This window comes from Sphingomonas sp. Marseille-Q8236, from assembly GCF_965112005.1.
Genome location: NZ_CBCOPO010000002.1, coordinates 769,299 through 789,760 on the forward strand (window position 1 = coordinate 769,299; position 20,462 = coordinate 789,760).

The window sequence follows — 20,462 nt, forward strand, 5'->3', positions numbered from 1 at the left end:
ATGTGGCGGGCCTATGCGGCGGAGCGCCGCGCCAATCCGATGTTCTACCGCCTGGTCGAGTTGAGCGCCTGCGGGACTCTCGGCCTGGCGCTGCCGGACATCCTCGATCTGATCCGGGGCATCGTGTCGTGAAGCGCATGTACCCCAACCTGCAATTTGATCGTCGCGGTTCGCCCGCGACGATCGCCGAGATGATCTCGATCGCGGCGTGGAAGGCGGACGGCGACTCGATCGCGATCATCGCCCATCGCTGCCGCCGCCCGCGCCCGGAAATCCGCGCCATCATGGAGGATCGCGTTATATGACCGCTACCGCACGCAAGGCGACTTTCGACGCCAGCGACCAGCATCGCCGGTCCCTGCTGGCCAAGGTCCATATCGCCAAGAAGCAATTGCGTCTGAGCGATGACGACTATGTCGCCATCCTGATCGATATCGTGAAATGCGACAGCGCCGCCAAATGCAGCCAGGCGCAACTCGAAAAGCTGGTGCGCGCGTTCGAGGCCAAGGGCTTCAAGGCGACCGCCCGCGCGTCCGGCCGTCGCGGCAACCCGGCGGTGGCGGATCATCCCGCCGCCCGCAAGGCGCGCGCGATGTGGATATCGCTCTACCTCCTGAAGGCGATCGAGGACCCGAGCGAACGAGCACTGGAGGCGTTCGCGCGCCGCCAACTGGGGTGTGACAAACTGCAATGGGCGAACCAGTCGCTGGTCTACCGGCTGGTCGAGGGGCTCAAGGCGATCGCCGAGCGCCACGGCTGGGACCAGTCGGTCGCGGGCCTGCCGTCCAATGCGGTGGCGATCAACCTGAAGCGCCGTTTGTGCATCGCGATCCTCGCCAAGCTCAAGGCGGCGGACTTGATCCCCCAGCATTGGGACGTGGACACGGCTGCATTCTCGCTGGCCGGTGTCGAGGTGCAGCTGATCTTCGCATCGGCCGAGACGCTGGACCTGGTCGCCCGGTCACTGGGTGCCGTCCTGGCGGGGCGCAAGTGAAGCCGCGCGAAACCCTGTCGATCGGCCCGCGCGTCAGCGATCACGCGCTGCTGCGCTTCCTCCAGCGGGCCGGGATGGACGTGGAGGCGGTCCGCGCTTCGCTGTCGGCGCAACTCGCCACCGCCCACGGCGCGATCGCCAGGATGGGCGGTGGCGAAGCGCTGATCGTCATCGACGGTCTGACCTATGTCGTGCGCGACGGCGTGGTGACGACGGTGCTGCCGACCGCCCACCCGGCCGACAACGCCCGCGCGCTCCGGCATCGCCGCTGATGCGCACGCGCCATGCCCCCGACCTGGTGGAGCTGATCGGCGAGGCGGCGTTCGTCCGCCTCGCCGAAGCCTTCGGCGGCACGCGCCTGTATATCCCGACCAAGCTGGACCCCGATCATGAGATCGTCCAGGCGGTCGGCAAGGACGCCGCGATCCTGCTGGTCGAGCGCCTGGCTCCCGACGTGATCAAGGTTCCGCTTGCGCGCGAAATCCGCGCGAAGCACTATCGCGCCCGTGGCTGGAGCAACGCGCGCGTTGCCAGGGCCCTGCAAATTACAGAGGGCGGCGTCGAAAAGCTCTTCCGTCGCGTCCCCGACGATGCCAAGAGCAGCCCCCAGCTGGATATGTTCCGCTAAACTAACCATGATGCCTTCTCGGGAAGGCATGGGTCGTGCCCGCATCAGCGGGCATGGCTTCCCCCATGGGGACGATTCTCAACACCACCGACTCCGTCCTTGCTATGATCGACGATCTGATCGGTCGCGAGGGCGGGTATAGCAATCACCCCGCCGACAAGGGCGGCGCGACGCGCTGGGGCGTGACCGAACAGGTCGCGCGCGCCTATGGCTATACCGGCGACATGCGCGCCTATCCGCGCGGTGATGCCATCGACACCTATCGGAGTGCCTATTGGATGGGCCCCGGCATCGCCACGGTGGCGATGCGCTACCCGGCGGTCGGCGTCGAGTTGTTCGACATCGCCGTCAACCAAGGCGTGTCGGTTGCCTGCACCTTCCTCCAGCGCTGCCTCAACGTCTTCAACCAGGACGGCGCGCATTATGCCGACCTGATCGTGGACGCGCGCCTGGGGCCGGTGTCGATGCTGGCGCTCGACGCCTTCCGGCAGCGGCGTGGTGAGGAGGGCGGCGAGCGGCTCCTGGCCGCGATCCGTTCGCTGAAGGGCGCGCGCTATATCGAGATCAGTGAAGCGCGCCCCGCCAACGAGGCATTCACCTATGGCTGGTTCGGCCGGATGGTCGAGATGGCGAAGAAGGTGATCGCGCGATGACCTTCTGGGAATTCCTCCATCGCCTGGGCCCCGGCTATCCCAGTGCGCGCGGCTGGTACGCGGTGGGTCTGTTCACGCTGACCCTCGTGATTCTGGGCATGATCGCGGCGTTCCCCGAGCTGCGGCGCGACGAGTTCTTCAAGTCGATTTCGACCGCGATCGTCGTCACCGGCTATATCGGCTTTGCCGTGGGCCTGCGCGATCCGGCGAAGGATCGCGAGCAGATGGGCGCGCTGCTGTCGGGGCTCAACGCCGCTGTCGATCGCATTCCCCCGAGAGGATAGCACGCCGATGCATACGCTGTTCCCCATCATCATCTGCGCGCTGACGCTGCTGGCCGGTTGCGCGCCCATGCCCGCTCTGCATGCGGTGCCGGGGCCTGCCGTTGTCGCCGACCGGACCGTCCTGGACGAACGTGCCGCGATCGCGATCGAGGCGTCCTGGCGTGTCGCCGGCCGCGCGATCGAGCGCGCGGTGGACCGGGGCGACCTGGTCGGCGAGCGCGCCGCGCGGGCCGAACGCCTGGACGCGGCGGCCGGCATATGGGTCGCGCGGGCGCGCGCCGCCTATGACACCTTCAATGCCGCCTCGATGGCGGACGCGATCGCGCACGCCAAGCCGCTGATCGCCGAGATGCGCAGTCTGGTCGGGGTGCGGCCATGAAGGTCGATATCGATGAACTGTTCGCAGCGATGGAGCGCGCGACCGACGCCTTCGAGATCGTCCAGGATCTGGGCGAAGCGATCGCCGAGACACTGGCGGCCGGCGGTCAGTCGGAATTGCTCGACCGGCTGATGGCGATGCGCGCGCAGAACGATGCCGACCGCGCGCGTCGTAAGGAAAAGCTCGCCCAGGCGGCCGGGCTTCAGGGGGAACAATGAACATCACTATCGTGTGGCAGCTGGTCGCGATCGCGTCGGCGCTACTGGGCATCGCCAACCTCATCTGGATGTGGCTCGCCCAGATGCGCCAGCCCGGCGAGAAGGCGATCCAGGAGCTTCAGAAACTCTGCCAGGGCCTCGACTCCGAGGGCGAGGCCGTGTCGCGCCGGGTCGATCGCATCGAGTCCGAGATGAAGCATGTGCCGACCAAGGATGACCTCCACGACGTGAAGAACAGCATCACCGCCATGATCGGGCAGATGCGGGTCGTGGAGACCGAGGTGGCGGCGGCGACGCGCACGATGCGGCGGATCGAGGATCACATGCGGGAGGAAAAGGCGTGAGCGGGGTAAGCTATGAGGACCGGGTCAAGGCCGATGCGCGGCTGATCATCCTCAAGGAATTGTGCCAGCAGTCGGACGGTCGATTAAATGAAGTATCGATCCAACACGTCCTGGACGCCTTCGCCATTTCGCGCACCCGCGAATGGATCAGGACCCAGCTGACCCGCATGGCCGAACTGGAGGTCATCCGCGTGACCGAGATCGGCACGGTCATGGTCGCCCAGTTGCGCCAGGCGGGGCGGCATCATGTCGAGCGCCGGGCGTTCGTCGACGGGATCGCGCACCCGTCCGAGGTCGATTGAGCCGTGGCACGCCAGGCACGCCGCCCTCGCTGGCGGACCATCCGGCCCGATCCCGCCCAGATCGGGCCGATCTTGCGAGAGCTGGGCTTTGTCGGGGCAGAAGGCGACCCGTGCCGGGTGTCCGCCAGCCATGACGACACCGGACGCTGGCGGCGCATCCATGCGCATTATCCGGACGGCTGGTCGTGCGTGGTCAACCTGCGCGCCGATGGCTCCTACAGCATGAGCCAGTCGCTCCGCATGCAGGTGCGCGGTGGGCGTAAGCCCGATCAGCAGGTGGCATCTTGAGCGATCCGGCGGACCTCGCAGGCGAGATCATGGAGCGCGCCATGACGCGCCCGATCGCCACCAGGCCGATGCCGGAGGGTGTCGCCGGTGAATGTGACGATTGCGGCCGCTATTCCAAGCGGCTGGTGGGCGGCCGGTGTGCACCGTGCCGCGACGGGAGGACGCTGTGAGAGATCACGGGTATCTTGACGACGAGGAAGGTGCTGCCGTTCTGGGCGAACGGGTCCAGGCGATGATCGAAAAGCTGGAGCTGGTCCCGGCCGGCATGATCGCTGCCACGGAATTCGAGATCGACGGCGTCGGCTATGAGATCAAGCTGACTAAGGTGACGGCCAAGTGAGCGTCATCCAGCGCCAGGGGCGCGGGCGGCTGTCGTCGATCGATCAGCTGCCCGAGGATGCCGAGCCCGATATCCTTTGGGCGCTCGAAGAGCTGCGCAAGCGGGAGATGCCCGCCAACGCGATTCTGGACGAGTTCAACGGTCGCCTCGCCGATCGCGGCATCGCCAAGATATCGAAGTCGGCCTTCAGCCGCTGGTCGATCCGCAAGGCGATCCAGCTGCGCCGCCTGGACGAGGTCCGCGCGATCACCACGGACGTGGTCAGCGGCTTGGGCGCGGACGGCGCCGACGACGTGACGGTGACGATCGCCGAGATGCTGAAGGTCGCGATCTATGAGTCGCTGGAAGGCACGCTCGACCCCAAGGGGATCATGGCGTTGAGCCGCGCGCTCAATTCGGCGGTCGCGGCGCAAAAGACATCGGCCGAGCATCGCCGCAAGCTGGAAGAAAAGGTCACGGCGCAGGTCGAGCAGGCCGCCGATCGTGCGGCCGACGCCGGTCGCCAGGCCGGGCTTAGCGCTGACCGGGTGGCGCAGCTGCGCCGCGACGTGCTGGGCGTGCGGGCATGACCGCGTCGCGCATCGCCATGGCCGCCGCGCTGGCGGCATCGTCCGTGTCGGCCGCTCCCCCGCAACTGCCCCGATCGCCCGAGGCGTTGCCGGTCGAGCTGCCGCGCGGCTCCGAGTTGCCCGCCGATCACGATCCGTTGGCGGACGGCATCCTGATGCGTCACCAGGCCGAATGGCTTGAGGACAAGTCGGACCTGAAGCTGGGCGAGAAAGGGCGGCGTACCGGCATCACCTATGCAGAGGCGCTGGACGATACCCTGATCGCGGCATCGTCGCGCGACGCCGGCGGCGACAACGTCTTCTACATCGGCGACACGAAGGACAAGGGCCGGGAATTCATCGGCTATGTAGCGCACTTCGCCCGGCGGCTTGGTGAGCAGCTGGTCGAGATCGAGGAGTTCCTGTTCGAGGATCTGCGCGAGGATGGCAGCTCGGCGCAAATTTCGGCCTACCGCATCCGCTTCGCGTCGGGCTTCCGTGTCGAGGCGCTGTCGAGCCGCCCCGAGAATATCCGTGGTCTTCAGGGCGTCGTCGTCATCGACGAGGCGGCGTTTCACAAAGACGTTCGCGCCGTCCTGGACGCCGTCAACGCACTGCTGATCTGGGGCGGCAAGATCAGGATCATCTCGACGCACAACGGCGTCCTGAACCCGTTCAACGAGCTGATCCGCGAAGCCAAGGCAGGCAAGGTCCCGTACAGCCTGCACTTCATCCCCTTCAGCAAGGCGGTCGAGAACGGACTGTACAAGCGGGTGTGCTTGTTGCGCGGCAAGGAATGGTCGCAAGAGGCGCAGGACGAGTGGGAAGCCAAGATACGCGGGGCGTATGGCGTTCGCACCGCGCAAATGCGCCAGGAGCTGGACGCGATCCCGGCCGATGCCGAGGGAGCCGCGCTGTCCAGCGTCGCGATCGAGGCGTGCGCCGTCCAAGGCGTGCCCGTCGTCCGTTGGACGCTGCCCGACGAAGTGAAGTCCGCGCCCCCGGCGACGCGCCTGAAGGTCGTCGAGGCATTCTGCGAACAGAAGCTGAAGCCGGTCTTGGACGCGCTCGATGTCGATCGGCGGCACGATCTGGGCTGGGACTTCGCGCGATCGGGCGACGGGTCGGCGTGCGTCATCACCGAATTGGGCCGCGACCTGATCCGTCGCCAGCGCGCGGTAATCGAGCTGCGCAACGTGCCGTTCGAGATGCAGCGCGACATCGCCTTCTACATCGGCGATCGCCTGCCGCGCTTCGGGCACGGCGCGTTCGACGCCACCGGCAACGGCGCGTACCTGGGCGAAGTCTGTCGCCAGCGCTGGGGCGAGCGGATCAGCGAGATCAAGCTGTCGGTCGAATGGTACCGGGTAAACGGCGCGCCCTATGTCGAGGCGTTCGGCGATCGCACCATCCTGATCGCGGCCGACAAGGACGTGACGCGCGACCACCAGGCGCTTTCCTATGTCGGCGGGGTCATCAAGGTGCCCGACGACATGCGCTACAAGGGCGAGGACGGCCAGACCCGGCACGGCGACGTGGCGATCGCGGGGATGCTGGGGTGGTATGCGTCGCGGCAGAACGCGGCGGAATATGGCTACACGCCGGTCGGACGCACCGCCGATGGTTTCGGCCTCGACGGCGGCCTGGATCGGCCATGGTGGCGGCCGCCGGCGGGCGCGCGCCTCCGGTCCGGATTTTAACGGCCCGGCAAGCCCCGTGGAGGGCTTGGGAGCCATGGTGATGCCCCGGACGGTCCAAACAGGCCTCTTAGACCCTCTTAAAACCTCTTATCCGTGGATTTGTACATGAGCGTCATACTCGATCATCGCGGGATGCCGATGCGCCGGGAGGTGCTGACGCGTGAGATCGCCGCGCCGACCCTGACCGGGGTTCGCTCGCCGATCGCGGGCTACCCGGCCGATGGCATGAACCCGATCCGCCTGGCCAACGTGCTGCGCGCGGCCGACCAGGGCGATCCGCTGGCCTATTTCGAGCTGGCCGAACAGATCGAGGAACGCGACCTGCACTATCTGGGCGTGCTCGGCACCCGCAAGCGCAAGGTTGCCCAGATCGAGGTGACGGTGGAGGCCGCCAGCGATGCGGCCGAAGACGTGGCGATGGCCGACATGGTGCGCGAGTGGATCGCGCGCGACGAGCTGGCGGACGAGACCTTCGATATCCTCGACGCGATCGGCAAGGGCATCAGCTTCACCGAAATCGTGTGGGACATGAGCGAAGGCCAGTACCGTCCGGCGCGGCTCGAATGGTGCGACCCCCGGTTCTTCACCTTCGACCGCGACGGCCGCACGCCGCTGTTACGCGGTGGCGAGGGCGGCAATGGCGTGGACGAGCCGCTGCCGCCGTTCAAGTTCATCTACCACAAGGTGAAGGCTAAGTCCGGCCTGCCGGTGCGGTCGGGGATCGCGCGTGCGGTCACCTGGGCGTGGATGTTCAAGGCGTTCACCCAGCGGGACTGGGCGATCTTCGTCCAGACCTATGGCCAGCCGGTTCGCCTGGGTCGCTACAACAGCAGCGCCAGCGCGGAGGACCGCGCCACCCTGTGGCGCGCGGTCGCCAACATCGCCGGCGACTGCGCGGCGATCGTGCCCGAGGGGATGAACATCGAGTTCATCGAGTCCAAGAATGTCGGGGCCGGTGCCGACCTGTTCGAGAACCGGGCGGACTGGCTCGATCGCCAGGTGTCCAAGGCGGTGACGGGCCAGACCGGCACGACGGACGGCAAGAAGGGTGGTCTCGGCGACGGCGGTAACAAGGTTCACGGCGAGATCGCCGAGGACATCAAGAATTCCGACAGCCGCTCGCTTGCCGCCACGTTCAACCGGGACATCGTGCGGCCGTGGGTCGATCTGGAGCGCGGGCCGCAGAAAGCCTACCCCCGCGCGGTCATCCAGGAGCGCAAGCCCGAGGATCTGTCGCAGATGTCCGAAGCGCTGGAACGCCTGGTGCCGCTGGGTCTGCGCGTCGAGCAGTCGGCGGTGCGCGACAAGATGGGCTTCGCCGATCCGCCCAAGGGGGCCGAGGTTCTGATGCCACCTGCCCAGCCGCAGACGATCGAGCGCATCACCTCGCCGTCACTGCAATCGCGCCAGATGCCCGCCGCCACCCCGGCCAGCCTCATGACCGACCGACTGGCGGCCGAGACGGAAGACGACATGCGCGATATGCTCGCGACGCTGTCGCTGATGATGCAGCGCGCCTCCAGCATGGGCGAACTGCGCGAGATGGTCCTGTCGGCTTATCCCGCGCTGGACGCCGAAGGGCTGATCGATAAGCTGTCGGGTGGCCTGCTGGCGGTGCGGGCAGCGGGGATGAGCGATGCCGGACAAAAAAGTGCCTGATCAGCCCAGTGTCGTGGAGGGCGTGCTGCGCCGTCCGTTTGCCGAACAGGTCGCCTATTTCCGGGGCAAGCTCGGCGATTTGGTGCCGACTGAGCGTTGGGACGATCTGGAGCGCGAGGCGCACGATACCGCCTTCATGGTGGCGGGCGCGCAAAAGGCAGACCTGCTGGCCGACCTGGCGGCCGCTGTCGATCGCGCGATCACCGAGGGCAAGAGCCTGGACTCGTTCCGCAAGGACTTCGATGCAGCCGTCGAGCGCCACGACTGGCACGGTTGGACGGGCGAAGACACCAAGGCCGGGCGCGCCTGGCGTGTGCGAACGATTTACAAGACCAACGCGGCGGTCAGCTATGCAGCGGGTCGTCTGGCGCAATTGAAGGACGGCAATTACAAATATTGGGTCTACTTCCACGGCGGCTCGGAGGACCCCCGGCCCGAGCATCTGGCATGGAACGGGATCGCGCTGCCGCCGGATCACCCGTTTTGGGAGACGCATTATCCGCCTTCCGACTGGGGGTGCAGCTGCTACGTCATCGGTGCGCGGACGGCCGCCGGCATTCGTCGCCTGGGCGGCGATCCGGACAAAAAGCTCCCCGAGAACTGGAATACGATCGACCCGCGCACCGGCGCGCCCATCGGCATCGGCAAGGGATGGGACTATGCACCGGGAGCGAGTGTCACCGATACGGTCCAGGCGTTCGCGGGCAAGGTGCGCCAATGGGACTATCAGGTGGCCAAGGCCTTCATGGGGGAGCTTCCCCAGGCAAGTCGCGACGCGCTGGCCGCCGCCTATCGTCGTCTCCCATCGGTTGCCGACGATGCCAGGCGTTATGCCAGGCGCGTCCTGGGCCAGGGCGGCGACGCCGTCATCCAGCCGGTATGGACGCTGGGCGGCGTTACCAGCGACCAGGTGCGCGCGATCGAGGACGCTCTGCCGGGGCTCGATGCCAAGTTGGGGGCCATGGATTTCTCGATCGCGCGATCGGATATCCTCCACGTCCAGAACGCGCACGGCGATGCGGCAACCGAAGCGGCGCGCGGCCAGATCGCGGTGACGATGGATGACTATCGGTATCTGCCCGACATCGTCAGTGCGCCCGATACCGTGGAAGAAGCCGGCACGTCCGACGCCGGCGAACCGCTGGTCCGCTTCATCAAGGCGATCGACGGGAGGGTATATCTGGCGGTGTTCGCCGTCCGGCGCGGCCGCAAGACGCTGGGCCTGAAGACGTTCTACATTCGCAAGGGGTAGGCGCGCCCCGCAGCTGAACGTCCCGAACGGCTCCGGGTTATGGGCCCGGCGACCGCGATGCGCGCGAACACAGGAGATACGCATGATCCGCATCATGTTCAATATCGAGGAGTTGACCCAGCGGCTGGGCCTTGCCGCGACAAAGCTCGGCGACATGACACCGGTGTATAAGGACATCGGCGACTACATGACTCGCCAGACCAAGGCCCGGTTTGTCAGTGGGACTGCACCTGACGGCACGAAATGGCGGCCCAAGACGGCGGCTACGATCGCCAGCTACAAGGCCAAGCGCCACGGCAATAAGACCCGCCCGCTTATTGGGCCTACGGGTCGCTTGGGCAAAGAGATCAACGAGGTGGCCACGCGCGACCAGGTCGAGATCGGCTCGGCACTGGAATATTCGGCTGTGATGCAAAACGGTGCGAAGAAGGGCGCATTCGGCAATACCAGGACGAACCTTCCCATTCCGTTCGGCGACATCCCGGCCCGTGTGTTTATCGGCATCTCCGACACCGAAGAGCGATCGATCCTCGACCTCGTGGACGAACACCTGGCCGAGGCGATCGGCGAATAGCCCCTTGCCGATCCGCGTCCCCATCGCTTAGGTGAGAGGACGCCAAGGCGCTTGTCAGACGCCTCTCATGCCCGCCTCAGCGGGCATGTTTTTGCCCTCTCCCCATCCGCATAACGCCGGTCATGACGGGGACGGCCATCGCGCTCTGCGCGGCACTCAACATCGACGCGACCGAAGGCAAGGTGCCCGAATGGGTACATCTGTTGCCCGCCGGCCCCGTGCGCACCGCTGACGGTCGCGGCCCCTACCGTGTCAACGATATCCCTTCGATTGTCTCCGCCTCGATGGCGGGCGGCAAGCTGGTCCTGGACGAATGCCATGCGACCGATCTTGCCGCCCCGCGCGGTGAGTCCGCACCGGCGCGCGGCTGGATCGTTGAGCTTCAGGCACGCGCGGACGGCGTATGGGGCAAGGTCGACTGGACGCCCGAGGGGCGGTCCTTGGTTCTTGGCTATCGCGGCATCTCGCCCGCCATTGTGCACCGCAAGGACGGCACTGTCCTGGCGATCGCGCGCGCCAGCCTGACCAACACCCCCAATTTCCAGGGACTCACGTCCCTTCACAGTGAGGAAAAGAGCATGGACTTTCGTGCCTGGCTGATCGAGACCCTGGGTCTCGCAGCCGACGCCACCGATGATGCGATCACGGCGGCGATCAAGGAGAAGTTGGACGCAAAGCCCGACGACGCGGCGGTGAAGACCGCGCTTCAGTCGGCGCTGGGCCCGATCGCCCAGGCCGCTGGCCTGGCGGCGACCGCCGATGTGGCGGCCGTGCTGGCGGGCGTCCAGCAGCTGCGCTCGGGCGGCGACGATCGCATCACCGCGCTTCAGTCGGAGCTGACGACCGTTACCACGCTTCTCAACACCACGGTCGAGGCCGCGTCCCGCAAGGCGGCCGAGGTGTTCGTGGACGGCGCGATCGCGGCGGGCCGGGTCGGCGTCAAGCCGCTGCGTGACGAGTACATCTCCATGCACATGGAAGATGCCACGCGGGCGCAGAAGATGGTCGGCGCGCTCCCGATCCTGAAGGCCGGCACCACCATCACCGGCGAGCCGGCCGCCACCGCCAAGGATGGCATCGGCGAGGCCGATGCCGCCGTCATCGCCCTGATGGGCATCGATCGCGCGGAGTACGCCAAGGAACTGGCGGCAAGCTCCGGTAGCAAGGAGAGCTTCTGATGGTTGCGCTGACCGTAGATCGCAACACGCCCCGGCGTGAAAACCACGACATCGAGGGCCACCCCGTCAAGGGCGGTGCCAACATCTTCGCGGGCGCGCTGGTGATGCTCGATGCCGCCGGCTGGGCCATCCCGGGCGGTCTTGGCGCAGGGCTGGCCGTCGTCGGCCGCGCCGATGCACCCGCCAAGGCCATCGTCAACGGCGATGCCATCGTCACCACCCGGCGCGGCGTCTTCCGCTTCGCCAACAGCGCGGGCGGCGATGCCATCACGCGGGCCGATATCGGCAAGTCGGCCTACGTGGTCGATGACCAGACGCTGGCCAAGACCGACAACGCCGGCACGCGCAGTGCGGCCGGGATCATTCGCGACGTGGACGCCCAAGGCGTCTGGGTTCGCATTTAAGGGCACCGAGAACCATGATCATCAATGGCGCCAACCTGGCCGCGCTGCGCACCGGCTTCAGCACCCTGTTCAAGAAGGGGCTGGGGCAGACTTCGTCGCAGTACAAGAAGTTCGCCACCGTGGTCCCCGCGACCACCAAGGAGCAAAAGTACGGCTGGCTCGGCAAAATCCCGAGCGTGCGCGAGTGGATCGGCGCGCGCGTCGTCCAGAACCTCAGCCAGTCGGACTATGCGATCAAGGAAAAGAAGTGGGAGCTGACCATCGGTGTCGATCGCGACGACATCGAGACCGACAATATCGGCGTCTACTCGCCGATGTTCGAGGAAATGGGCCAGTCCACCGGCGCGAAGTGGGATGAGCTGGTCTTCTCGATGTACAAGCTCGGCTTCGAGCTGCTGTGCTATGATGGCCAGTTCTTTTTCGACACCGACCATCCCGTCCTGGCGGCCGATGGCACGGTCCTGTCGATCGCCAATACCGATGGCGGTAACGGCCCCGCCTGGTTCCTGATCGACAATAGCCGCACGATCAAGCCGGTGATCCTCCAGCAGCGCAAGGACTTCAAGTTCGTCTCGAAGGATGCCGAGACCGACGACAACGTCTTCGGGCTCAACGAGTATCTGTACGGTGCCGACGCCCGCGCCAATGCCGGCTACGGCTTCTGGCAGTTCGCCTGGGGTTCGCGCCAGCCGCTGACGCCCGACAACTATGAGAAGGCGCGTGTCGCCCTCATGGAGATGAAGGGCGACTATGGCCGCCCCCTCGGCATCCGCCCGGACACGCTCCTGGTGCCGCCGCGCCTGGAACGCGCCGCCAACAAGATCCTGAAGAACGAGAAGGGTCCGAACGGCGAGGACAACGAGTTCCAGGGCACTGCAACCGTGGAGGTGATCCCGTGGCTGGCGTAAACGATACCCCGCGCGGCAATCGCCGCCCCCGCCCCGAGGCGGCCGTGACCCGTGACACGGTCGCCGCCACCCCGGCGACGGCCACCGCGCCCCTGGGCGACACGCCGCCGCCCAGCGACGTGCTGCCAGTGGCGACGGAAGACACGACGATCTCGACCGGCGCAGCTGCGCTGCCCGACCCGACGATAGTCGCCGAGCCGGGTGAGCCCCAGCCGGTCGTGACGGCCTCGCCGCCCATCGCGGCCGAGGCGACCGTCCTGGACGTGCTGAAGGGCGCGGAAGCCGGAGCGTCGGTACTGGAACCCGGCGCGGTCGAGCAGGAGAAGCCGGCGGTCGCGGCACAGCCGATGATCGCGATCGAGGCCGGCGCTGACGAAGCGCAGCGCCAGTCGCTCCTCGACAGCGCGGCCGCCGCTACCCTCTCTGGTGCCACGCCACCTGCGGCACCGCCCGCTGCCGCCACCGATCGCGACCCGGCATTCCCTGGCACCAAGGTCACGGTCGTCACCGTCGTCGGTCCCGTCCAGGGCCGCCGGCGTGCCGGCTTCGCCTTCGGGCCGGAGCCGCGCCACTTCCTCTCGACCCAGCTGACGCCCGAACAGGCTGAAGCGATCGCGGGCGATCCGATGCTGGCGGTCGGCGTGCGCGAGCTCGACGAGGAATCGGACGAGGTCCGCGCCATCCGCTGGGGCATGCTCTGATGCGGATGATCCGCAACCTGGGGCTGGCGGGCGCGATGATGATGGGGGTGGTGATGAGCCTCCCCGCATCGTCCGCGATCCATCACGCGATCGCCCCCGACACGAGCAGCCGGACGGCGGGTAGCGCCCGTCGCGCCAGGCGCGCGCTGGCCAGCACGCCCGCGCGTTACCGTCGCAGCCGCAACGCGCCCCACCGGCGTAGCTTGCGCGCCAACCGGCTGTACGTGTCCAGGCGTACGCGTCGGCGTCACCGGCGGGCGCGCGCGGCATGACCTATGCCACGCTCGACATGCTCAAGGGGGCCTTTGGCGAGGCCAACCTGATCAGCGCTACCGATCGTTCGGGCACCGGCTCGATCGATGTGTCGGCGGTCGAGCGGGCCTTGGCCGGTGCCGACGCGACGATCGATGCGGCGCTGGCGGTTCGCTACCGCCTGCCGCTGGTGGCGGTGCCGACCATCGTCAGCGAGATCGCCGTGTCGATCGCGCTCTATAAGCTGCACGTGTTCGCGCCCGACCAGAAGGTGAAGGACGATCACGACCAGGCGCTGAAAGACCTGGACCGGATCGCCAGCGGCGCGCGCAAGCTCGATGTCGCCGGCATCGAGCCGCAGGGCTCGGGCTCTGGCGGCGTGATCGCCACCGACCGGGTGCGGCCGCTGACGCCCGAGACCATGCGGGGCTTTATCTGATGGCGTCCGCCCCGGAGCCGCTTAGTCCGCTGGTCGCGCCGTTGAAGACGATCGCCGCCTTGCAGGGGCGTATCTATGGTGCGGCCAAGCTGGAGGAGCTGGCGCGGACCGGTGGCCTCGCTCAGGTGACGCCCGCCGCCTACACGTTGGGGCTCGGCGTCGTGGGTGGCGAGCCGGACGCGGCGAGCGGGCTCTATCGCCAGTCCGTCGTCTGGCTGGAAGGGGTCGTGCTGGTCGTGCGCTCCGCCGGCGACGCGACCGGGGCCGCCGGCCTCCAGCAACTCCGCCCCCTGATCCACGCCACGATCGAGGCGATCGCCGGGCTCGACCCGCCCGACAGCCCAGGCGTCTGGCGGCTGGTGAAGGGTGAGCTGTTTTCCCTCCAGGCCGGGTGCCTGACCTACCAACTCGATTTTGCGATCGATGACCAATTGAGGATTGCGCGATGAAGAAAGACCCCGCCGACCAGCCGCAGGATAGCTCGCCCGAGGCGACCACCGTCACTCCGACTAGCGACGATACGGCAGTCCAGGCGACGCCGGCCGATGCTGTCGATGAGCCCGCCGCCCCGGCCTTCGATCTCGCCGTCGAGTGGCCCGCCACTGGCGGCACCTATGTCCGCCAGGCGGACGGCACCCTGACCAAGGAAGGCTGATATGCCAGGGCCAATCTATTGGAAGTCCAAGACCATCCTCGTGAAGCCCGAGGGGGCTTATGCGGTGGACCCGAACCCGACCGGGGCGCTCAACGCGGTGCTGCTGACCGACGTGCAGTTCCAGCCGATGGAAGGCGAGGATGTCAGCCGCAATCTGGAGCAGCCCTATATGGGCGGGCAGGAACAGGTGCCGGTCGGCCTTCGCGGCATCCTGACGGGGTCGTTCGAGCTTCAGGGCTCGGGAACGCCTGGCAAGGTCCCCGCCTGGGGTCCGCTGTTGCGGTCGTGCGGCGTCGCCCAGATCGTCACCGCCGATACCTCGGTCGAATATGTGCCGATCAGCGAGGGCCATGAGAGCTTTGCGGCCTACTTCCACCTGGGGCCGTCGCGCCATGTCCTGCTGGGCTCGCGCAGCACGGGCGTGATCACCATGAACGCGCAGGGCATCCCGGTGTGTCGGGTGACCATGACCGGGCTGTTCACGATGCCGTCCGACACCGCGCGGCCTAATCCGACGCTGACCGACTGGCAGCGCCCCGATGTCGTGACCAAGGCCAATACGCCTGTCTTCACGATCGGGGGCAAGACGTTCAAGCTGCGCAGCTACGAACTGAACCTGGGCGTCGATGTGCAGCCGCGTATGCTGGCGAACGACGAGTCCATCCTGATCGTCGATCGCGCGGAATCGCTGACCACGACCGTCGAGGCGGTGCCCTATGCCCAATTCAACCCGTACGACGTGGCGAACAAGGGCCTGCGCCAGGAGATCGTGATCCAGCACGGCAAGACGGCGGGCAAGATCGTCACGATCACCACGCCCACCTCGACGCTGCGCCGGCCCTCGGGCGTCCAGAACCAGCAAGGCGTGGTGGAATGGCCGCTCGCCTTCAATCCGTTACCGAACGCCGGCAACGACCAGTTCAAGATTAAGCTGACCTGAAGGGGGCACCTGACCAATGTTCAAGATGATCCAGAACCCGGAATTCGATGCCACGATCGAGGGCGCAATGCCGGGCGACGAGGCGGACGAATTCACCTTCAAGGCCCGCTTCGTCGCGATGAGCAGCGAGGAGCGCAAGGCGTTCGACATGGCGACGGTGGATGGGACGACGGCGTTCCTCCAGAAGGTCTTCATCGGCTTCAGCGACGTGACCGACGCCGCCGACAAGCCGGTGCCGTATAGCGAACAATCGCGCGACTGGCTGATCCAGCAGGACTGGACGCGTGGGCCGCTGCTGCGCTCCTATTTCAAGGCGATCGTCGGGGCTGCGTTGGGAAACTGAAGGCGGCGGCGCGCTACTGGGCATCGGGTGGCGCGCCCGATCTGGAGGAAGCGGCGCGCGACGCCGACGAATGGGGTCTGTCCGACATGGCCGCCGAATTGGCGGCCGAGGAGCCCGAGGACTTCGGCATATGGCCCGAGAACATGGGCGTCGCCGATGCCTGGCTGGTGGTCTGCACCCAGTGGAACACCACCGCGCTGCCGACCGGCCAGGTCCTCTACCACGGCCTGCGCTACACCGATGTGCAGGCCGGGCTCGGCGGGGCGGCGATCGACCTGTCGCCCGAGGACTGGTCGAAACTACGGTTAATGGAACGGGTCGCGGCAGCGATCCAAAATGGACGGCGAGGCTGACCTGACGTGACGATGAAAACCAGCATTGTCATCGGCGGTGACAGCAAGGGCGCGGTCCAGGCCGTCGAGGAACTGAAGGGCGGTGTTGTCGAGGCCGGCAATGCCGCCCGCGCCGCATCCGCACCGATCCAGCAACTCGACGCCGCCCAGCGCCAGGCGGCGACCAGCGCGCGCGGCGTCGCCCAGGCGGCTGGCAGTGCGGCATCGGCGGTGGGCGCTTCGACCGGAGCGACGCGGGCCGCGACCACCGCTGCCCAGGCGCAGGCCACCCCGCGCAGGCCGAGCAACCCCGCCAGCGGCGCGCCCAGCAGGAAGAGATCGCCCGGCTTATCACCGCCAATGAGGCGGCCGCGCAGTCTATGGCGCAGATGGCCGACCGGATCGGTACGCTGGAAGAGCGGCTGGCCGGCTCGAAGAAGGGCCATGTCGAGGCGGCGAACGGCGCGGCCGCGCACAAGGCCGCGATGCAGAACCTGTCGTTCCAGATCCAGGACGTGGGCGCGCAGCTTTCCACCGTGTCCGGACCTGAAGGCCTGATGCGCATCTTCGCGCAGCAGGGCGGCCAGATCTTCTCGGCGCTGGGCGCGATGTCGCAGGCCGGTGGCGGGGCTGCGAGGAGCCTCGGCGAAGTCGGCAAGGCCAGCGAGGATGCGGGCAAGGATGCCGCCGACCTCGGGCAGTCGGTGGTCGATGTCGCCGACAAGGTGGAGAACACGGGAAGCAAGTTCGGCGCGGTCGCGGGCTTCCTGGCGGGGCCATGGGGTGCCGCGATCCTGGTGGCGGTGTCCGTCCTGACGCCGCTGGTCGGCAAGCTGTTCGAGGCGGACGATGCCGCCGAGAAGGCCGCCAAGGGCGGGATGGAACTGGTCGATGCGCTCGACAAGCAGAAATACGCCACCGATGCCGCGCGTGAGGCGATCAAGGCCTATAACGAGCAGCAGGAAAAGTCGCGCAAGCAGCAGCAGCTGACCACCCAGGCGACGATCGATCAGGCCACTGCCAACATCAAGGAGGCGGAGACCAAGCGCCAGGTCACGGCAGCGCTAATTGCTGATCGCATCGCGCAAAGCCGTGATCCCAACCGTGCGGTGAGCGGGTCGGCTGCCGGCGTCAGCACGACGTTCCTCAACAACATCGACCTCGCCGGCCTCCAAGCTGACATGAAGGTACAGGATGAGGCGCTCAAGCAGCTCCGACAAGCGCGTCGCGAACTGATCGGCGATTTTGCCAGCGCCGAGGCCAAGGCGGCGGGCGATGCGCTGGCGGGGATCAACCGCAAATATGACCTACTGGCGCAAAAGGCGCGTGAGGCCGCCGCCAGCAACGACCGGCTGACGGTCAGCCTCACGAACACCCTGAAGGCCAACGAGAAGGCGCGCCAGGCGGAACTGGAAGAGGAGCGGAAGCGGCAGCGAGACGCGAACCGCAAGCCCGAAAAGGTATCGCTCGGCGACCAGCTCCAGCGCGAACAGTCGGCCAATCTGCTGGCCTATGCCCAGCGTTACACCGGGCGCAGCGAGAACAACGCTGGCGACCGCAACGTCCTGAACGACCTGTTCAAGCAGGCCAATGTCGCGATCGATCCCAAGATCACGGCGTGGTGCGCGGCGTTCGTCAACAGCGTGCTGGCGGCCAACGGCTTGCAGGGCACGGTGACCGCCAAGGGCGCAGCCGACCTGTCGGCGCGGTCGTTCCTCAACTACGGCCAGTCCACCGACGATCCCAACAAGGGCGACATCGTCGTCTCCCGGCGCGGCAAGAATGAGGCGCAGGGCCATGTCGGCTTCTACCAGGGGACCGACGCCAAGGGGAACATCCTGGTCCTGGGCGGCAACACCAGCGACAAGGTCGGCACCTCGACGATCGCACGCAAGGATGTGCTGGGCTTCCGTCGCGCGCCCACGGCGGCCGAGGCGTACAAGGATGCCGAAAAGAGCGCGCAGGATGCGCTGAAGGATTTCCAGAAGGACCTCGAACAGGTCACCTCTCTATATCTGCCCGCGACCGCCGAGGCGAAGAAATACGCCGACGAGCTGGCGCGGATCGACAAGCTGGCCAAGTCCTACGACCCCAAGAAGGCCGATAGCGGGCTCTCGGCCGAGGATGCCGAGGCGGCGCGCAAGGCGCTGGCGACCGCGCATGAAAAGCGGCTGAAGGAGATCAACGCCACGCCCGAGCAGAAGGCCGCCGAGGACGCCAAGAAGGCGATCGACGGCGTCATTGCGTCGCTCGGCGAGGAGCTGACCGCGCGCAAGGCGCTCGATCCGGTCACCAAGGCGATGGCCAAGCACCAGGACGAATTGAACAAGCTGTCCGGGGAAGCGCGGGTCAAGAAGGAAGCCGAGCTGCGCGCCGGCTATGCCCAGGTCGAGGCGTATAAGGAGATCGAGGAGGCGACCCGCGCCGCCGCGCAGGCGCAGCGCCAGTTCCAGGACTTGGCGCTGGACGCCTTCGACGCGATCGTCGTCGGGGGCGAGAAGGCCGGCGATGTGATCGACCGCCTGGCGCAGACCATCGCGTCGGCCGCGATCGAAGCGACGGTGTTCGGCACCGGGCCGCTGGCGGCGCTGCTGAAGGCCCCCGGCGCTGGCGGCAAGGGCACGACTGCGCCCGCCGCGTCGGGTGTCACTGGCGTCGCCGGCCAGCTGGTCGCCGACCAGATCGGCAAGACGACGGGCAAGTCTGTCGGTGACCGGCTGGACAAGCTGTTCGGTGACAAGACGAGCAAGGCCCAGCTGCTGCAAAATGCGGGCTATGGCTATACCGCTGCCAGCGTCACCGGCGGCAACGGCATCGGTGGTGCACTGGGCGGCGCGCTCGGCGGCAAGGCGGCCAGTGCCTTGCTGGGCAACCTTGGCGGCTTTGCCGGGCCGATCGGGTCGGTCGTCGGTGGCATCCTGGGTGGGATCGTCGGCAATTTGTTCAACAAGCCGAAATCGGGCAGCGCGGTCATCACCTCGGTGGATACCGGCGCGACGCTGGGGGGCAACAAGGAGATCACCGCCGCGCTGTCGGGCAGCGCCAAGTCGATCCAGTCGGGCATCCAGAAGATCGCCGACCAGCTGGGCGGCGGGGTGGGCGCGTTCAGCGTCTCGATCGGCAAGCGGGAGGATTACTACCGCGTCGACGGCAACGGATCCACGCGGGTATCGGACAAGCATCCGGGCTCGGGGCTTCTCTACAACGGCAAGGATGAGGCGGAAGCGATCACGATCGCGATCGCCAATGCGATCGCGGACGGGGCGGTGACGGGGCTTTCGCCAAGGGTGCAGCGTGCCATCCAATCGACGCCGGACATCGACAAGGCGCTGGCCGAGGCGGTGAAGGTCCAGGACCTCGAACTGACGATGGGCGGCATCACCGCCCAGATCGACAAGGCGTTTGCCGATTTCGAGCGCCAGGCGAAAGACCGTGTCCGGATCGCGCAGGCCTACGGCTTCGACGTGGTTGCGATCGAGAAGAAGAATGGCGAGGACCGAGCCAAGCTGGCCGAGCAGCTGACCAAACAGCAGGTCGGCAGCCTGCAAAAACTGATCGAGGAAATGACGACCGGGTCGCTGGCCGAGGGTACGGCGATGGACAAGATCGCGGCCGTCAACACCTCGATTGCCAAGGCGAAGGCCGATCTGGACGCCGGCGTCGAGGGGGCGGGCGACACGCTCGCCTCGCTCTACCAGCAGCGCCTGGCGCTTTCCAAGGAGGCCTACGGCACCACCTCGGGCTATGCTGCCGATCGCGCCGCCACGCTCGATGAGGCGCGGACCGCGATCGCCAAGGCCAATGCGCGGATCGTGGCAGCGTCGGGCGGCACCAGCAGTGACCCGGCGCTCAAGACCACCAACTCCGCGCTGGCAGCTGCCAACACCACGCTCGATGAGATGGCCGACCAGAATGCGCGGATGGTTGCGGCGCTGGAGCGTAGCAACGAGTTGCTGGCGTCGATGGCGAGCAGCAGCGGCCCTTATTATGGCAACCTCAAGCAGCTGGCTGTCGTCTGACACTGGCGCAAGGTCACGCGATCGGCTAAGCTGTCAACGCGCGACCAATTCCTCTGCCTACCTCATGCCCGCCTAGGCGGGCATATTTTTTGCGGTGGTACTGGGGCACTCGCATGGGGTGTCCAATC

31 protein-coding genes are annotated in these 20,462 nt (G+C 67.0%); all 31 read left to right on the forward strand.

The annotated features are described in order from the left end of the window. The 31 genes from ACWPWT_RS15900 to ACWPWT_RS16050 all read left to right on the forward strand — a co-directional run bounded on the left by ACWPWT_RS15900 (position 1) and on the right by ACWPWT_RS16050 (position 20,334). Positions 1–132 (forward strand): hypothetical protein, encoded by a 132-nt coding sequence (locus tag ACWPWT_RS15900; protein WP_454278941.1) that lies wholly within the window; start codon positions 1–3, stop codon positions 130–132. Beyond that, on the forward strand, positions 129–305 hold the full coding sequence (locus ACWPWT_RS15905; RefSeq protein ID WP_454280508.1) for a hypothetical protein: 177 nt from the start codon (positions 129–131) through the stop codon (positions 303–305). The genes ACWPWT_RS15900 and ACWPWT_RS15905 overlap by 4 nt, the downstream gene beginning before the upstream one ends. Next, positions 302–994 carry a regulatory protein GemA gene (locus tag ACWPWT_RS15910; protein ID WP_454278943.1) on the forward strand — a complete coding sequence of 231 codons (693 nt, stop codon included), beginning with the start codon at positions 302–304 and terminating at the stop codon, positions 992–994. Before ACWPWT_RS15905 ends, ACWPWT_RS15910 begins: the two co-directional genes overlap by 4 nt. Beyond that, a complete protein-coding gene (locus ACWPWT_RS15915) occupies positions 991–1,266 on the forward strand; it encodes a hypothetical protein (protein WP_454278944.1) in 276 nt (91 codons plus the stop codon). The genes ACWPWT_RS15910 and ACWPWT_RS15915 overlap by 4 nt, the downstream gene beginning before the upstream one ends. A 26-nt stretch (positions 1,267–1,292) precedes the next feature. Beyond that, a complete protein-coding gene (locus ACWPWT_RS15920) occupies positions 1,293–1,622 on the forward strand; it encodes a hypothetical protein (RefSeq protein WP_454278945.1) in 330 nt (109 codons plus the stop codon). 65 nt (positions 1,623–1,687) lie between these two features. Beyond that, entirely contained in the window at positions 1,688–2,275 is a 588-nt protein-coding gene (locus tag ACWPWT_RS15925; protein ID WP_454280509.1) for a glycoside hydrolase family 108 protein, read from the forward strand. Continuing rightward, positions 2,272–2,559, forward strand: coding sequence for a hypothetical protein (locus ACWPWT_RS15930; protein ID WP_454278947.1), 288 nt, complete (start codon positions 2,272–2,274; stop codon positions 2,557–2,559). Before ACWPWT_RS15925 ends, ACWPWT_RS15930 begins: the two co-directional genes overlap by 4 nt. A gap of 7 nt (positions 2,560–2,566) precedes the next feature. Next, positions 2,567–2,938 (forward strand): hypothetical protein, encoded by a 372-nt coding sequence (locus ACWPWT_RS15935; RefSeq protein WP_454280510.1) that lies wholly within the window; start codon positions 2,567–2,569, stop codon positions 2,936–2,938. Next, positions 2,935–3,156, forward strand: coding sequence for a hypothetical protein (locus ACWPWT_RS15940; protein WP_454280511.1), 222 nt, complete (start codon positions 2,935–2,937; stop codon positions 3,154–3,156). The genes ACWPWT_RS15935 and ACWPWT_RS15940 overlap by 4 nt, the downstream gene beginning before the upstream one ends. Next, the gene (locus ACWPWT_RS15945) at positions 3,153–3,500 is read left to right on the forward strand and encodes a DUF2730 family protein (protein WP_454280512.1); all 348 of its coding nucleotides are present in this window, start codon (positions 3,153–3,155) and stop codon (positions 3,498–3,500) included. The genes ACWPWT_RS15940 and ACWPWT_RS15945 overlap by 4 nt, the downstream gene beginning before the upstream one ends. Then, a complete protein-coding gene (locus ACWPWT_RS15950) occupies positions 3,497–3,802 on the forward strand; it encodes a VpaChn25_0724 family phage protein (protein ID WP_454278951.1) in 306 nt (101 codons plus the stop codon). The genes ACWPWT_RS15945 and ACWPWT_RS15950 overlap by 4 nt, the downstream gene beginning before the upstream one ends. A gap of 3 nt (positions 3,803–3,805) precedes the next feature. Continuing rightward, positions 3,806–4,090 (forward strand): hypothetical protein, encoded by a 285-nt coding sequence (locus ACWPWT_RS15955; RefSeq protein WP_454280513.1) that lies wholly within the window; start codon positions 3,806–3,808, stop codon positions 4,088–4,090. 41 nt (positions 4,091–4,131) lie between these two features. Then, positions 4,132–4,260, forward strand: coding sequence for a hypothetical protein (locus ACWPWT_RS15960; RefSeq protein ID WP_454280514.1), 129 nt, complete (start codon positions 4,132–4,134; stop codon positions 4,258–4,260). Beyond that, the gene (locus ACWPWT_RS15965; protein ID WP_454280515.1) at positions 4,257–4,430 is read left to right on the forward strand and encodes a hypothetical protein; all 174 of its coding nucleotides are present in this window, start codon (positions 4,257–4,259) and stop codon (positions 4,428–4,430) included. The genes ACWPWT_RS15960 and ACWPWT_RS15965 overlap by 4 nt, the downstream gene beginning before the upstream one ends. Beyond that, entirely contained in the window at positions 4,427–4,999 is a 573-nt protein-coding gene (locus ACWPWT_RS15970; protein WP_454280516.1) for a DUF3486 family protein, read from the forward strand. Before ACWPWT_RS15965 ends, ACWPWT_RS15970 begins: the two co-directional genes overlap by 4 nt. Beyond that, positions 4,996–6,678, forward strand: a complete 1,683-nt coding sequence (locus tag ACWPWT_RS15975) for a hypothetical protein (protein WP_454280517.1) — start codon at positions 4,996–4,998, stop codon at positions 6,676–6,678. The genes ACWPWT_RS15970 and ACWPWT_RS15975 overlap by 4 nt, the downstream gene beginning before the upstream one ends. A gap of 105 nt (positions 6,679–6,783) precedes the next feature. Continuing rightward, positions 6,784–8,337 carry a DUF935 domain-containing protein gene (locus ACWPWT_RS15980; RefSeq protein WP_454280518.1) on the forward strand — a complete coding sequence of 518 codons (1,554 nt, stop codon included), beginning with the start codon at positions 6,784–6,786 and terminating at the stop codon, positions 8,335–8,337. Then, positions 8,330–9,589, forward strand: coding sequence for a PBECR3 domain-containing polyvalent protein (locus tag ACWPWT_RS15985; RefSeq protein WP_454280519.1), 1,260 nt, complete (start codon positions 8,330–8,332; stop codon positions 9,587–9,589). The genes ACWPWT_RS15980 and ACWPWT_RS15985 overlap by 8 nt, the downstream gene beginning before the upstream one ends. A gap of 82 nt (positions 9,590–9,671) precedes the next feature. Further along, the gene (locus ACWPWT_RS15990; RefSeq protein ID WP_454280520.1) at positions 9,672–10,163 is read left to right on the forward strand and encodes a phage virion morphogenesis protein; all 492 of its coding nucleotides are present in this window, start codon (positions 9,672–9,674) and stop codon (positions 10,161–10,163) included. A gap of 122 nt (positions 10,164–10,285) precedes the next feature. Next, complete coding sequence (locus ACWPWT_RS15995; protein ID WP_454280521.1) at positions 10,286–11,341, forward strand: phage protease; 1,056 nt, start codon at positions 10,286–10,288, stop codon at positions 11,339–11,341. After that, positions 11,341–11,745, forward strand: a complete 405-nt coding sequence (locus ACWPWT_RS16000) for a hypothetical protein (protein WP_454280522.1) — start codon at positions 11,341–11,343, stop codon at positions 11,743–11,745. Before ACWPWT_RS15995 ends, ACWPWT_RS16000 begins: the two co-directional genes overlap by 1 nt. A 14-nt stretch (positions 11,746–11,759) precedes the next feature. After that, positions 11,760–12,653: a Mu-like prophage major head subunit gpT family protein gene (locus tag ACWPWT_RS16005; RefSeq protein WP_454278962.1), complete on the forward strand. Its 894-nt coding sequence runs from the start codon at positions 11,760–11,762 to the stop codon at positions 12,651–12,653. Beyond that, the gene (locus ACWPWT_RS16010; protein WP_454280523.1) at positions 12,641–13,354 is read left to right on the forward strand and encodes a hypothetical protein; all 714 of its coding nucleotides are present in this window, start codon (positions 12,641–12,643) and stop codon (positions 13,352–13,354) included. Before ACWPWT_RS16005 ends, ACWPWT_RS16010 begins: the two co-directional genes overlap by 13 nt. Beyond that, on the forward strand, positions 13,354–13,626 hold the full coding sequence (locus ACWPWT_RS16015; RefSeq protein WP_454280524.1) for a hypothetical protein: 273 nt from the start codon (positions 13,354–13,356) through the stop codon (positions 13,624–13,626). The genes ACWPWT_RS16010 and ACWPWT_RS16015 overlap by 1 nt, the downstream gene beginning before the upstream one ends. Next, a complete protein-coding gene (locus ACWPWT_RS16020; protein WP_454280525.1) occupies positions 13,623–14,045 on the forward strand; it encodes a gp436 family protein in 423 nt (140 codons plus the stop codon). Before ACWPWT_RS16015 ends, ACWPWT_RS16020 begins: the two co-directional genes overlap by 4 nt. Further along, positions 14,045–14,494, forward strand: a complete 450-nt coding sequence (locus tag ACWPWT_RS16025) for a phage tail terminator protein (protein ID WP_454280526.1) — start codon at positions 14,045–14,047, stop codon at positions 14,492–14,494. The genes ACWPWT_RS16020 and ACWPWT_RS16025 overlap by 1 nt, the downstream gene beginning before the upstream one ends. Then, complete coding sequence (locus ACWPWT_RS16030) at positions 14,491–14,700, forward strand: hypothetical protein (protein ID WP_454280527.1); 210 nt, start codon at positions 14,491–14,493, stop codon at positions 14,698–14,700. The genes ACWPWT_RS16025 and ACWPWT_RS16030 overlap by 4 nt, the downstream gene beginning before the upstream one ends. 1 nt (position 14,701) lies before the next feature. Next, positions 14,702–15,640, forward strand: a complete 939-nt coding sequence (locus ACWPWT_RS16035) for a phage tail tube protein (RefSeq protein WP_454280528.1) — start codon at positions 14,702–14,704, stop codon at positions 15,638–15,640. 16 nt (positions 15,641–15,656) lie between these two features. After that, positions 15,657–15,983: a hypothetical protein gene (locus ACWPWT_RS16040; protein ID WP_454280529.1), complete on the forward strand. Its 327-nt coding sequence runs from the start codon at positions 15,657–15,659 to the stop codon at positions 15,981–15,983. A gap of 86 nt (positions 15,984–16,069) precedes the next feature. After that, positions 16,070–16,336, forward strand: a complete 267-nt coding sequence (locus ACWPWT_RS16045) for a DUF1799 domain-containing protein (protein WP_197939271.1) — start codon at positions 16,070–16,072, stop codon at positions 16,334–16,336. A gap of 359 nt (positions 16,337–16,695) precedes the next feature. Beyond that, positions 16,696–20,334 carry a TIGR02594 family protein gene (locus ACWPWT_RS16050; RefSeq protein ID WP_454280530.1) on the forward strand — a complete coding sequence of 1,213 codons (3,639 nt, stop codon included), beginning with the start codon at positions 16,696–16,698 and terminating at the stop codon, positions 20,332–20,334. The last annotated feature ends 128 nt before the right edge of the window (positions 20,335–20,462 follow it).

Excerpts from the sequence above, each read along its gene's own strand:
- ACWPWT_RS16005 (WP_454278962.1), top strand. The coding sequence starts at position 11,760 with ATGATCATCAATGGCGCCAACCTGGCCGCGCTGCGCACCGGCTTCAGC.
- ACWPWT_RS15900 (WP_454278941.1), top strand. The coding sequence starts at position 1 with ATGTGGCGGGCCTATGCGGCGGAGCGCCGCGCCAATCCGATGTTCTAC.
- ACWPWT_RS15945 (WP_454280512.1), top strand. The coding sequence starts at position 3,153 with ATGAACATCACTATCGTGTGGCAGCTGGTCGCGATCGCGTCGGCGCTA.
- ACWPWT_RS16000 (WP_454280522.1), top strand. The coding sequence starts at position 11,341 with ATGGTTGCGCTGACCGTAGATCGCAACACGCCCCGGCGTGAAAACCAC.
- ACWPWT_RS15940 (WP_454280511.1), top strand. The coding sequence starts at position 2,935 with ATGAAGGTCGATATCGATGAACTGTTCGCAGCGATGGAGCGCGCGACC.
- ACWPWT_RS16035 (WP_454280528.1), top strand. The coding sequence starts at position 14,702 with ATGCCAGGGCCAATCTATTGGAAGTCCAAGACCATCCTCGTGAAGCCC.
- ACWPWT_RS16015 (WP_454280524.1), top strand. The coding sequence starts at position 13,354 with ATGCGGATGATCCGCAACCTGGGGCTGGCGGGCGCGATGATGATGGGG.
- ACWPWT_RS16020 (WP_454280525.1), top strand. The coding sequence starts at position 13,623 with ATGACCTATGCCACGCTCGACATGCTCAAGGGGGCCTTTGGCGAGGCC.
- ACWPWT_RS16040 (WP_454280529.1), top strand. The coding sequence starts at position 15,657 with ATGTTCAAGATGATCCAGAACCCGGAATTCGATGCCACGATCGAGGGC.
- ACWPWT_RS16030 (WP_454280527.1), top strand. The coding sequence starts at position 14,491 with ATGAAGAAAGACCCCGCCGACCAGCCGCAGGATAGCTCGCCCGAGGCG.
- ACWPWT_RS15975 (WP_454280517.1), top strand. The coding sequence starts at position 4,996 with ATGACCGCGTCGCGCATCGCCATGGCCGCCGCGCTGGCGGCATCGTCC.
- ACWPWT_RS15980 (WP_454280518.1), top strand. The coding sequence starts at position 6,784 with ATGAGCGTCATACTCGATCATCGCGGGATGCCGATGCGCCGGGAGGTG.
- ACWPWT_RS15910 (WP_454278943.1), top strand. The coding sequence starts at position 302 with ATGACCGCTACCGCACGCAAGGCGACTTTCGACGCCAGCGACCAGCAT.
- ACWPWT_RS15990 (WP_454280520.1), top strand. The coding sequence starts at position 9,672 with ATGATCCGCATCATGTTCAATATCGAGGAGTTGACCCAGCGGCTGGGC.
- ACWPWT_RS15995 (WP_454280521.1), top strand. The coding sequence starts at position 10,286 with ATGACGGGGACGGCCATCGCGCTCTGCGCGGCACTCAACATCGACGCG.
- ACWPWT_RS15960 (WP_454280514.1), top strand. The coding sequence starts at position 4,132 with ATGACGCGCCCGATCGCCACCAGGCCGATGCCGGAGGGTGTCGCCGGT.
- ACWPWT_RS15925 (WP_454280509.1), top strand. The coding sequence starts at position 1,688 with ATGGGGACGATTCTCAACACCACCGACTCCGTCCTTGCTATGATCGAC.
- ACWPWT_RS16050 (WP_454280530.1), top strand. The coding sequence starts at position 16,696 with ATGGCGCAGATGGCCGACCGGATCGGTACGCTGGAAGAGCGGCTGGCC.
- ACWPWT_RS16045 (WP_197939271.1), top strand. The coding sequence starts at position 16,070 with ATGGCCGCCGAATTGGCGGCCGAGGAGCCCGAGGACTTCGGCATATGG.
- ACWPWT_RS15935 (WP_454280510.1), top strand. The coding sequence starts at position 2,567 with ATGCATACGCTGTTCCCCATCATCATCTGCGCGCTGACGCTGCTGGCC.
- ACWPWT_RS16025 (WP_454280526.1), top strand. The coding sequence starts at position 14,045 with ATGGCGTCCGCCCCGGAGCCGCTTAGTCCGCTGGTCGCGCCGTTGAAG.
- ACWPWT_RS15930 (WP_454278947.1), top strand. The coding sequence starts at position 2,272 with ATGACCTTCTGGGAATTCCTCCATCGCCTGGGCCCCGGCTATCCCAGT.